Genomic DNA, 10490 nt, shown 5'->3' with positions numbered 1-10490 from the left:
GACGCGGCGCGGCAGCAGCTGGGTGCCGCCGCCGCCCGGGATCACCCCGACGGACACCTCGGGCAGCCCCACGACGGCCGTGCTGTCGGCGACGATCACGTCGCAGGACAGCGCCAGCTCGAAGCCGCCGCCGAGGGCGAAGCCGTGCACGGCGGCGATGGCCGGCACGGGCAGTTCGAGAACGCCGGTGTAGGCGGCGCGGGCCTGCGGCCGCTGGCGCGAGAGGTCGGCGTCGGTGAAGGAGTTGCGCTCCTTGAGGTCGGCGCCGACGCAGAAGGCGCGCTCGTGGCTGGAGGTGAGGACGACGGCGCGGACGTCACGGTCCGCGGCCAGGGCGGCGGTGGCCTCGCCGATGGCCCGGGCCATGGCCGTGGAGACGGCGTTCATGGCCTTGGGGCGGTCGAGGACGAGCTCGGCGACATGGCCGTTCTCGTGGCTGCGGACGGCGATCCACTCGCCGAAGCGTTGCTCGCTCACGCGGGTGCCTTTCGGTTAACGACGCGGGTTAACGACCGTAAACTGAGGCGCAGCCTACCCATGCCTCCGGCGGTTACCCAGGCCCCCCACGGCGCGCGGCCGGAGACGGGGGCCAAGCCCCACGGGCCCCGGGCCCCGGGCCCGAACCCGCCGCCACCGGCCGCCCGGCACCGCCGGACCGGTGGCAACGGGCTGAGCACCGTCGCGGCGGAACAAAAAACGGGGGCAAGCTCCCCCGGACCCCGGCCCAAACCCGCCGCAACCGGCGGCCCGGCACCGCCGGACCGGTGGCAACGGGCTGAGCACCGTTGCGGCGGAACAAAAGACGGGGGCGAGCCCCCGGACCGCCCCCTTCTCCCGCCGCGACGGCGGGCCCCGCCGCGTCCCCGGAAAGCGCAGGCGCTAGCCGCCCCGGCGGGTCAGGAGCCAGGGTTCCACCACGCCCAGTCCCCGCACCGGGCGTTGCCACATCGGTTGGAGCGCGAAGCGGTAGTCCGTGCCGCCCGCCGCGGCCGCCTCCGCCTCGGACTTGGGGGCGTCGCCGCTGCGGGCGAGCTCCTCGGCGAAGGCGCTGTCGACGAGGACGGCGTCGCGCGGCGCTATCGACGTGAGGCGGCTGGCGAGGTTGACGGTGGTGCCGAAGACGTCGCCCATGCGGGTCGTGACCGTGCCGAAGGCGATGCCGACGCGCAGCTCGGGCATGGTCTCGTCGTGGGCGAGGGTCTCGATGAGGCGCAGGCCGATCTCCGCGGCGGTGCCGGCGTCGTCGGCCGCGTAGAGGACCTCGTCGCCGAGGGTCTTGATGAGGCGGCCGCCGTGCGCGGCGACCAGGTCGGCGGCCGTGGTCTCGAAGGCCTCGACGAGCTCGCCGAGCTCCTCCTCCTCCAGCCGCCGGGTGAGCCGGGTGAAGCCGACGAGGTCGGCGAAGCCGACCGCGAGCCGGCGGTCGACCATCTCCGCGTCGTCCGCCGCCTGGACGACGCGGCCGGTGGCGGCGGCGAGCTGGCGCCGCCAGACGTAGATCAGGAACTCCTCCAGCTCGGGCAGGAGCAGCTCGACCAGCGGGTAGGTGATCTCGGTGCGGCTCAGGCCCGGTTCCTGAGGCTCGGTCAGGCCCATCAGGAAGGAGTCGATCTGCCAGTCGGCGAGCCGGGCGGTGGTCTGCCCGGTGGAGCGGGCGACCTGGACGGCCATGGGCTCGCTGAGCAGCCCGGCCTCCACGAGGCCGGCCAGCCGCCGCAGGGCCAGTACGTCGGCCTCGGTGAGCGCCTTGGCCTGGCCGATGTCGGCGAAGCCCATGGCCCGCCAGAAGCGGGCGGCGAGGTCCATGGAGACGCCGGCGGCGCGGGCGGCCTGGAAGGGGGTGTAGCGGCGCTCGGCGCCGAGGATCAGCGATTCCAGCCGGAGCGCGAGCGGGTCGGTGCCGTCGCCGAAGTCCTCGTCGACGACCTTTTCCCGCGCGGCGCCGCCGGCGCCGCCCTCGCCCGTCGCCCCGTCGTCGGCGGTCACCGCCGGCCCCCTGTCCGATCCGTGCGCACTGCCCTGCCGATCGCCGCTCGCCTGGTTTCCGGGCACAACGATACGTCAGGTGTGCCGTAGCTCACTTCGCGGACCGCCGGAGTGACCGGCCGGGCTCACTCTTTACGGCTCCCCTCACGACTCCGCGGGGCGCAGATGGACGATGTCTCCCGCCCCCACCGGCTCCTGGACCCCGTCCGGCGTCGCCAGCACCAGGCGTCCGTCGCCGTCGACGGCGACGGCCTCGCCGACGAGCGCGCGGCCGCCGGGCAGTTCGGCGCGCACGGTGCGGCCGAGGGTGGCGCAGCCGGCGGCGTAGGTCTCCTGGAGCCGCGAGGAGGCGGGGTCGCCGCCGGCGGCGCGCCACTCCTCGTACCACTCGGCGAGCGAGCGCAGGATCGCGCGGAGCAGCGGGTCGCGGTCGAGGACCTTGGCGCCGGCGAGGGCGAGGGAGCCGGCGCCCGGGACGGGCAGTTCGTCGGCGCGCAGCGAGACATTGAGCCCGATGCCGAGGACGACGCCCCCTTCCTCGGTGCGTTCGGCGAGGATGCCGCCGGTCTTGCGCTCCTCGCCGTCGACGGTGACGAGCAGGTCGTTGGGCCACTTCAGGGCGGTGTCGACGCCGGCCGCGCGGGACAGCGCGGTGGCCGTGGCGACGCCGGCGAGCAGCGGGATCCAGCCCCAGCGCTCGGCGGGCACCTCCGGCCCGGGGACGAGCCGGACGGAGAAGAAGAGCCCGGAGCGCGGCGGCGCCGACCAGGTGCGGTCGAGCCGGCCGCGGCCGGCGGACTGCTCCTCGGCGATCAGCACGGCACCCTCGGGGCCGCCGGAGGTGACGAGATCGGTGTTGGTGGAGCCGGTGCGCGGGACGACGTCCAGGGACGTCCACAGACCGCCGGGGCGGATCAGGGCGCGGCGCAGGGCGGCGGCGTTGAGCGGGGGGCGGTCCAGGTCGGACCAGCGGCCGTTCGGAGCGTCGGAGGAGGTCATGACGGCAACGATAGGAGCCGCGGGGGGCCGCCCGGGACGGCGCCGCGCCGCCGTCGGGGCGGTGCTTCACCGGGCGCGGGGTGTGTCCAACGCCGCACTGCCGGAGTGCAGCCACGCCGATACCCTACGAACCGGTAGCCAGCGCGGTGACCCCGGTCACCCCACTCATTTGACGGACGAGCAGGAGCCGCAGCCCCATGTCCGAGCCAGAAGCCCAGGGAATCCAGGGAACCGACATCCACACCACCGCGGGCAAGCTCGCGGATCTGCAGCGCCGGATCGAGGAGGCGACGCACGCCGGCTCGGCGCGGGCGGTGGAGAAGCAGCACGCCAAGGGCAAGTTGACCGCGCGGGAGCGGGTCGATCTGCTGCTGGACGAGGGCTCCTTCGTGGAACTCGACGAGTTCGCCCGGCACCGCTCGACCAACTTCGGCATGGACGCCAACCGCCCGTACGGGGACGGCGTGGTCACCGGCTACGGCACGGTGGACGGCCGCCCGGTGGCGGTCTTCTCGCAGGACTTCACGGTCTTCGGCGGTGCGCTCGGCGAGGTCTTCGGCCAGAAGATCGTCAAGGTGATGGACTTCGCGCTGAAGACGGGCTGCCCCGTCATCGGCATCAACGACTCGGGCGGCGCCCGGATCCAGGAGGGCGTGGCGTCCCTGGGCATGTACGGCGAGATCTTCCGCCGCAACACCCATGCCTCCGGCGTGATCCCGCAGATCTCCCTGGTCGTGGGCCCGTGCGCGGGCGGCGCGGTGTACTCCCCGGCCATCACGGACTTCACGGTCATGGTGGACCAGACCTCGCACATGTTCATCACCGGCCCGGACGTCATCAAGACGGTCACCGGAGAGGACGTCGGCTTCGAGGAGCTGGGCGGCGCGCGCACGCACAACACGACGTCGGGCGTGGCGCACCACATGGCGGGCGACGAGAAGGACGCGATCGAGTTCGTCAAGGCGCTGCTGTCCTACCTGCCGTCCAACAACCTCTCCGAGCCGCCCGCCTACCCGGAGGAGGCGGACCTGGAGCTCTCGGACGCCGACCGGGAGCTGGACACGCTGATCCCGGACTCGGCGAACCAGCCGTACGACATGCACACCGCCATCGAGCACGTGCTGGACGACGGGGAGTTCCTGGAGACGCAGGCGCTGTTCGCGCCGAACATCCTCACGGGCTTCGGCCGGGTCGAGGGCCACCCGGTGGGTGTGGTCGCGAACCAGCCGATGCAGTTCGCGGGCTGCCTGGACATCAACGCGAGCGAGAAGGCGGCGCGTTTCGTCCGCACCTGCGACGCGTTCAACATCCCGGTGCTCACGTTCGTCGACGTGCCGGGCTTCCTGCCGGGTACGGACCAGGAGTACAACGGCATCATCCGGCGCGGCGCGAAGCTGATCTACGCCTACGCGGAGGCCACGGTTCCGCTGATCACCGTGATCACCCGCAAGGCGTTCGGCGGTGCGTACGACGTGATGGGCTCCAAGCACCTGGGCGCGGACCTCAACCTCGCCTGGCCCACCGCGCAGATCGCGGTCATGGGCGCCCAGGGCGCGGTGAACATCCTGCACCGCCGCTCGCTGGCGGCGGCGACGTCGCCGCAGGAGCAGGAGGAGCTGCGGGCCGAGCTGCTCGCGGAGTACGAGGACACGCTGCTCAACCCGTACGTGGCGGCCGAGCGGGGCTACGTCGACGCGGTGATCATGCCGTCCGACACCCGTCGGCACATCGTCCGCGGGCTGCGCATCCTGCGCGACAAGCGCGAGGCCCTGCCGCCCAAGAAGCACGGCAACATCCCGCTGTAGCGGACCCGCGCATCCGAAGGGAGCCCGAAGTGATCAAGGTGGTACGCGGCAACCCGACCCCCGAGGAGCTGGCCGCCGCACTGGCGGTGGTCCGGGCGCGCGCGGCGGCGGGGGCCACGGCCGCGCCGTCCGCGCCCGTCCGCTCGGAGTGGGCCGCCCCGGCCCGGCTGGCCGGCGCCCGCCGCACCCCGCGCCCGGGCCCGCGCGCCTGGCGGACCGCCTACTGGCCGTCCTGAGCAGGGCGCCCCGCCGGGGGCCGGCGAGCAGGTCACGTCGCGCCTGAGTACGCGTACTCAGGCGCGACGCGGCGTCCGGCCCGAGCATGGAACGCATGCTCTGGTCCGACCCGTCCGACGAACCGCCCGAGGAACTGCGCGAGGCGCAGGCGATGCTCCGGCGGGCGGGAATCGTTCTCGCCGTGGGGATGGTGCTGCTCTTCGTCTGTCTCGGCGTGCTCTGAGAGCGCCGCGGCGGCCACCCCGCTCCAGGTCGCGCTGACGGGACCCGCCTCGGGCCGGCGAACGCCTACGCTGGCCCGTATGACCAACCGCACCCCAAGCCGCCGCCTCGTCCTCGCCTCCCAGTCCCCCGCCCGGCTCGGCCTGCTGCGCCAGGCCGGGCTCGCGCCCGAGGTGATCGTGAGCGGGGTCGACGAGGACGCCCACGACGCCGCGACCCCCGGCGAGCTCGCGCTCGTCCTGGCGGAGGAGAAGGCCGCGGCCGTGGCCGGACTGGAGTCCGCCGCGGGGGCCCTGGTCGTGGGGTGCGACTCGGTGCTGGAGCTGGACGGCCTGGCGCTCGGCAAGCCCGCCGACGCCGAGGAGGCGACGGCCCGCTGGAAGTCGATGCGCGGCCGCTCCGGGGTGCTCCGCACCGGCCACTGCGTCATCGACACGGCGACCGGGCGCCGGGCCTCGGCCACCGCGTCCACGACGGTCCGCTTCGGCGAGCCGAGCGACGCCGAGGTCGCCGCCTACGTCGCCTCCGGCGAACCGCTGTACGTCGCCGGTGCGTTCACCCTCGACGGCCGGTCGGCGCCGTTCGTCGAGGGCATCGACGGCGACCCGGGCAATGTGATCGGCCTGTCGCTGCCCCTGCTGCGCACGCTCCTCGCCGAGCTGGGGGTCGCGATCACCGACCTCTGGGCGTGACGCGCGCTCAGATCGGCAGCTGGCTGGTGGCCTGGCTCAGCTGACCGAGCTGGCTCAGCTGCTTGAGCTGGCTCAGCTTGCCGAGCCCCCGGGGCAGCCCCGGGTAGAGGCTGGTCTCCGGCCCGCCCTCCGGCGCCTGCGGCGGCACGACGGCCGGGGGCGGCGGCATCGCGGGCCCGGCGGCCTCCGGCCGCGCGCTCCTGGCGTGGGCGGCCTTCGCCGGGGAGCCCTTGGCGTGGGCGGCCTTCGACGGAGCCGGCCGGGCGGGGGCTCCCTTGGCCATGGAGCCCTTGGCGGGCATGGCCTTCGCCGGCACGGCGGCCTTCGTCGGCATAGCCTTCGCCGAGGTCGCCTTCAGCGGCGCCGCGTCCTTCCGGCCCGCGTGCCGGTCCCCGGGCCGCGCCGGGGTCGTCTTCGGCGGCGTGACGGCGTGCCCCGGGTTCGCGGCCGCCGGCGGCGGCACGGGCGTGGGCGCGGAGGGACCGGCGGCCACGGCGGCGGACGTCACGGAGAGGGCCGCGCCGGCCAGGGCGGCGGCAGCTGCAATGCGCTTGATCATGACTTCTTCAACGATGTCATGCCATATCGGTCACCCTCGTCACCTCGCTCGTCACCTCGCAGTGAACCCAAGGAGTCCCCCATGCCGCAGTCCGCGGGCCGCGCCCTGGACGCCCTCGACGCCGTCGCCGCCTCCGACGGGCCGGTGCCCGCCAAGGCCCTCGCCCGGCGGCTCGGCTGCGGGCTGTCCACGGTGTACGAGCTGCTGGGCACCCTGACCGAGCGCGGCCATCTGACCCGCACCCCCGCCGGCTACGTCCTGGGTTACCGCGTACCGGCGCTGCACCAGGCCTTCCGGCGGCAGATGCGGATGGCGGACGGGGTCCAGGAGCTGCTGCTGCGGGCGCGCCGGACCGCCGGGGCCGACACCTACTTCAGCACCTACCGGGACGGGGACGTCGCCGTGCTCGCCGGGGCGAGCGCCGACCGGGCGGCCGTGGGGGGCTTCGGCACGGGCCGGGACCACGCCCCGCACGCCACCGCCCACGGCAAGGTGCTGCTGGCGGCGCTGCCCAGGGCGACGCGGCTGCGCCATCTGACGGCGTCGGGGATGCCCGCCGTCACGGCCCGCACGATCACCTCGCCGGAGCGGCTGGAGGCGCAGCTGCGGCGCGTACGGCGGGAGGGCGTGGCCGTCGAGGTCGAGGAGAGCGTCCCCGGGGTGGCCTGTGTGGCGGTGCCGGTGCCGGCGGCGCACGGCGGCGCGCTCACGGCCGTCTCGGCGGCCCTGCCGCTGGAGGAGTTCCGCCGGGGCGAGCGGCATGTCGTGGCCGCGCTCCGCCATGTCGCGACCGAGGCGGCGAAGTTGGCCTGAATACGCCCCTATGTCAGGAAAGATCGGCATTACCGGCGCTACCCGTGGGTAAGCAAGAAGCCAAGAGGGCTCGGCGCGCAAACTTTGCGTCACCCGTTCGTAGGGACTCCACAAAGAAACGGCCCCGCCACTCCCGGGCCGCCTTCGAGACCGAGACCACACGACCACCCGGCCGTCGGTCCGGGATTCCCGGCGTACCGTGGGACATCGGGGGACTTGGGCCCGCACCCGGCTCCCGCCTCACGCTCCGTGTGGGCAAGGTCACCCCGGAAGTCGGGTCGGCACAAGGTGTCGCCAGTACCTAAACTCGCGCCTGTTGATTTGTTGCGGCGCAGCGCCCAGGAAGGACCCATCGTGCGCAAGGTGCTCATCGCCAACCGTGGCGAAATCGCAGTTCGCGTCGCTCGCGCGTGCCGGGACGCCGGAATCGGCAGCGTGGCGGTGTACGCCGACCCGGACCGCGACGCGTTGCACGTCCGCGCGGCCGACGAGGCGTACGCGCTGGGCGGTGACACCCCCGCGACCAGCTATCTGGACGTGTCCAAGGTCCTGGCGGCGGCCGCCGAGTCCGGTGCCGACGCCGTCCACCCCGGGTACGGCTTCCTCTCGGAGAACGCCGACTTCGCCCAGGCCGTCCTCGACGCCGGGCTGACCTGGATCGGTCCGCCCCCGCAGGCCATCCGCGACCTCGGCGACAAGGTGGCGGCCCGTCACATCGCCCAGCGCGCCGGTGCGCCGCTGGTGGCCGGCACCCCCGACCCGGTCTCGGGCGCGGAGGAGGTCGTCGCGTTCGCGCGCGAGCACGGTCTGCCGATCGCCATCAAGGCCGCCTTCGGCGGCGGCGGTCGCGGCCTGAAGGTCGCCCGCACCCTCGAAGAGGTGCCCGAGCTGTACGACTCGGCGGTCCGCGAGGCGGTCGCCGCGTTCGGCCGCGGCGAGTGCTTCGTCGAGCGCTACCTGGACCGTCCGCGTCACGTGGAGACCCAGTGCCTGGCCGACAAGCACGGCAACGTGGTCGTCGTCTCCACCCGTGACTGCTCGCTCCAGCGCCGCCACCAGAAGCTCGTCGAGGAGGCCCCGGCCCCCTTCCTGACCGAGGAGCAGAACGCCGAGCTCTACCGCGCCTCCAAGGCCATCCTGCGCGAGGCGGGCTACGAGGGCGCCGGCACCTGTGAGTTCCTCGTCGGCCAGGACGGCACGATCTCCTTCCTGGAGGTCAACACCCGGCTCCAGGTCGAGCACCCGGTCACCGAGGAGGTCACCGGCATCGACCTGGTCCGCGAGATGTTCCGCATCGCCGACGGCGAGGAGCTCGGCTACGACGACCCGCCGATGCGCGGTCACTCCTTCGAGTTCCGCATCAACGGCGAGGACCCGGGCCGCAACTTCCTGCCCGCGCCCGGCACCGTCACCACCTTCGCCCCGCCGTCCGGCCCGGGCGTGCGGCTGGACGCCGGCGTGGAGTCCGGCAGCGTCATCGGCCCGGCCTGGGACTCCCTCCTGGCCAAGCTGATCGTCACCGGCGCCACCCGGCAGCAGGCCCTCCAGCGGGCCGCCCGCGCGCTGGCGGAGTTCCAGGTCGAGGGCATGGCCACGGCCATCCCCTTCCACCGCGCCGTGGTGACCGACCCCGCCTTCGCCCCCGAGGTGAACGGCGAGGAGGGGCCCTTCAAGGTCCACACCCGCTGGATCGAGACCGAGTTCGTCAACACCATCCCGGCGTTCGCCGGCGCGGCGGCGGAGGAGGACGAGGAGGCCCCGGGCCGCGAGACCGTGGTCGTCGAGGTCGGCGGCAAGCGCCTGGAGGTCTCGCTGCCCTCCTCGCTCGGCATGACGATCGCCCGCACCGCCGCGGCCGGCGGGGCCCGCCCCAAGCGCCGCGCGGCGAAGAAGTCCGGCTCCGCCGCCTCCGGCGACGCCCTCGCCTCCCCGATGCAGGGCACCATCGTCAAGGTCGCGGTCGAGGAGGGCCAGCAGGTCAACGAGGGCGATCTGATCGTCGTCCTGGAGGCCATGAAGATGGAGCAGCCGCTGAACGCGCACCGCTCCGGCACGGTCAAGGGCATCACCGCCGAGATCGGCGCCTCGGTCTCCTCCGGCGCCGTCATCTGCGAGATCAAGGACTGACGCGTCGTACCGCCTCGGGGCCCCCGGCCGATCACGGCCGGGGGCCCCGAGCATGTCCTGCGGCCCCGCCGCGCCTGGCATCCTTGGCAGACGGGGGAACGGGGGCAGGCGGGCAGTGTGGGCCACGAGCGGGAGGACGGACCCTACATGGCGACCGATACGGCGCAGACGTCAGCACCACGACCCATGCGCGCGGACGCGCGGCGCAACTACGAGCGGCTTCTCGCCGAGGCCCGTACGGCCTTCACGGAGCACGGCACGGACGCCTCGCTCGAGGACATCGCGCGGCGGGCCGGCGTCGGCATCGGCACGCTCTACCGGCACTTCCCCAACCGCACGGCCCTGATGAGCGCGGTCTTCCAGGGCGAGGTCGACGGCCTGCTGGCCCGCTCGCGCGAACTGCTGGCCTCGCCGGAGCCCTGCCGGGCCCTGGTCGCCTGGCTGCGGGCCATCATCACCCACGCCAGCACCTACCGCGGCCTCTCCCGCGCCCTGATGGCCGCCCAGACCGACGAGGCGTCCGCCCTCTCCCGCTGCAGCCTGCCGATGCGCGAGGCGGGCTCGACGCTCCTCGCTCGCGCTCAGCAGGCGGGGGCGGTGCGGGCGGACGTGGACATCGCGGACCTCATGCAGCTCACCAATGCGATTTCGCTGGCCGCCGAGCAGAGCCCCGACGACCCGGAACTGGCGGACCGCCTCCTCATGCTGACCCTGACGGGTCTGAAGGCCCGCTGACCCCCGGGGGCCCGCCCCCGGACCGCGCTGACGCGCGGTGGCCTCAAACGCCGGCCGGCTGGATCAGCTGAGGTTGTGGGCAGTCGTGCCGCTGGGCGGCACGGGTGGGCACAACCGGCCCGCACCGGACCAGCGGCCGCGACCACCCCGGGGGTCCGGGGGCGGAGCCCCCGGTTCAGCGTCTCCGGGGCGCCAGGTCGGCTACCGAGCGGAGCTGGCCGCCGCCCGGGGGCCCCGGCGGAGCCGCCGGGCCCAGGGGATGCCGCCGCTGCCCCGGCAGCGGCGGGACGTCGCGGCGCCGGGACTGGGGCGCGC

General features: G+C 74.2%; 11 protein-coding genes. 7 read left to right on the top strand and 4 right to left on the bottom strand.

The genetic code is table 11. The features are described from left to right. From AB0K09_RS22895 to AB0K09_RS22885, 3 genes are all read right to left on the bottom strand, one after another. A partial coding sequence (locus AB0K09_RS22895) for an enoyl-CoA hydratase/isomerase family protein (protein WP_366067238.1) occupies positions 1–477 on the bottom strand: 477 nt, incomplete at its 3' end. Between the two features lie 402 nt (positions 478–879). Further along, complete coding sequence (locus AB0K09_RS22890; RefSeq protein ID WP_366067237.1) at positions 880–1986, bottom strand: adenylate/guanylate cyclase domain-containing protein; 1107 nt, start codon at positions 1984–1986, stop codon at positions 880–882. A gap of 144 nt (positions 1987–2130) precedes the next feature. After that, positions 2131–2985: a biotin--[acetyl-CoA-carboxylase] ligase gene (locus AB0K09_RS22885; protein ID WP_366067236.1), complete on the bottom strand. Its 855-nt coding sequence runs from the start codon at positions 2983–2985 to the stop codon at positions 2131–2133. Between the two features lie 197 nt (positions 2986–3182). Here AB0K09_RS22885 and AB0K09_RS22880 point away from each other — a divergent pair, with 197 nt between their 5' ends. The 4 genes from AB0K09_RS22880 to AB0K09_RS22865 all read left to right on the top strand — a co-directional run bounded on the left by AB0K09_RS22880 (position 3183) and on the right by AB0K09_RS22865 (position 5941). Then, entirely contained in the window at positions 3183–4790 is a 1608-nt protein-coding gene (locus tag AB0K09_RS22880; RefSeq protein WP_366067235.1) for an acyl-CoA carboxylase subunit beta, read from the top strand. A 29-nt stretch (positions 4791–4819) separates the two neighbouring features. Continuing rightward, a complete protein-coding gene (locus AB0K09_RS22875) occupies positions 4820–5026 on the top strand; it encodes an acyl-CoA carboxylase epsilon subunit (protein WP_366067234.1) in 207 nt (68 codons plus the stop codon). Positions 5027–5121: 95 nt separating this feature from the next. Next, on the top strand, positions 5122–5250 hold the full coding sequence (locus AB0K09_RS22870; RefSeq protein WP_366067233.1) for a hypothetical protein: 129 nt from the start codon (positions 5122–5124) through the stop codon (positions 5248–5250). Positions 5251–5329: 79 nt separating this feature from the next. Next, a complete protein-coding gene (locus AB0K09_RS22865; protein WP_366067232.1) occupies positions 5330–5941 on the top strand; it encodes a nucleoside triphosphate pyrophosphatase in 612 nt (203 codons plus the stop codon). Between the two features lie 7 nt (positions 5942–5948). Here the strand turns inward: AB0K09_RS22865 and AB0K09_RS22860 are convergent, their stop codons facing one another. After that, positions 5949–6500 (bottom strand): hypothetical protein, encoded by a 552-nt coding sequence (locus AB0K09_RS22860; protein ID WP_366067231.1) that lies wholly within the window; start codon positions 6498–6500, stop codon positions 5949–5951. A gap of 81 nt (positions 6501–6581) precedes the next feature. Between AB0K09_RS22860 and AB0K09_RS22855 the strand changes: the two genes are divergently transcribed. From AB0K09_RS22855 to AB0K09_RS22845, 3 genes are all read left to right on the top strand, one after another. Beyond that, the gene (locus AB0K09_RS22855; protein ID WP_366067230.1) at positions 6582–7313 is read left to right on the top strand and encodes an IclR family transcriptional regulator C-terminal domain-containing protein; all 732 of its coding nucleotides are present in this window, start codon (positions 6582–6584) and stop codon (positions 7311–7313) included. Positions 7314–7667: 354 nt separating this feature from the next. Continuing rightward, positions 7668–9440 (top strand): biotin carboxylase N-terminal domain-containing protein, encoded by a 1773-nt coding sequence (locus tag AB0K09_RS22850; RefSeq protein WP_366067229.1) that lies wholly within the window; start codon positions 7668–7670, stop codon positions 9438–9440. Between the two features lie 147 nt (positions 9441–9587). Further along, positions 9588–10175 carry a helix-turn-helix domain-containing protein gene (locus tag AB0K09_RS22845; RefSeq protein WP_366067228.1) on the top strand — a complete coding sequence of 196 codons (588 nt, stop codon included), beginning with the start codon at positions 9588–9590 and terminating at the stop codon, positions 10173–10175. The last annotated feature ends 315 nt before the right edge of the window (positions 10176–10490 follow it).

Origin of the sequence: Streptomyces sp. NPDC049577, from assembly GCF_040675635.1 — a bacterium.
Lineage (GTDB): Bacteria > Actinomycetota > Actinomycetes > Streptomycetales > Streptomycetaceae > Streptomyces.
Note: the sequence above shows the minus strand (reverse complement) of the source record. Positions and strands in the feature narration are given on the sequence as shown.

Excerpts from the sequence above, each read along its gene's own strand:
- AB0K09_RS22865 (WP_366067232.1), top strand. The coding sequence starts at position 5,330 with ATGACCAACCGCACCCCAAGCCGCCGCCTCGTCCTCGCCTCCCAGTCC.
- AB0K09_RS22870 (WP_366067233.1), top strand. The coding sequence starts at position 5,122 with ATGCTCTGGTCCGACCCGTCCGACGAACCGCCCGAGGAACTGCGCGAG.
- AB0K09_RS22855 (WP_366067230.1), top strand. The coding sequence starts at position 6,582 with ATGCCGCAGTCCGCGGGCCGCGCCCTGGACGCCCTCGACGCCGTCGCC.
- AB0K09_RS22885 (WP_366067236.1), bottom strand. The coding sequence starts at position 2,985 with ATGACCTCCTCCGACGCTCCGAACGGCCGCTGGTCCGACCTGGACCGC.
- AB0K09_RS22845 (WP_366067228.1), top strand. The coding sequence starts at position 9,588 with ATGGCGACCGATACGGCGCAGACGTCAGCACCACGACCCATGCGCGCG.
- AB0K09_RS22880 (WP_366067235.1), top strand. The coding sequence starts at position 3,183 with ATGTCCGAGCCAGAAGCCCAGGGAATCCAGGGAACCGACATCCACACC.
- AB0K09_RS22860 (WP_366067231.1), bottom strand. The coding sequence starts at position 6,500 with ATGATCAAGCGCATTGCAGCTGCCGCCGCCCTGGCCGGCGCGGCCCTC.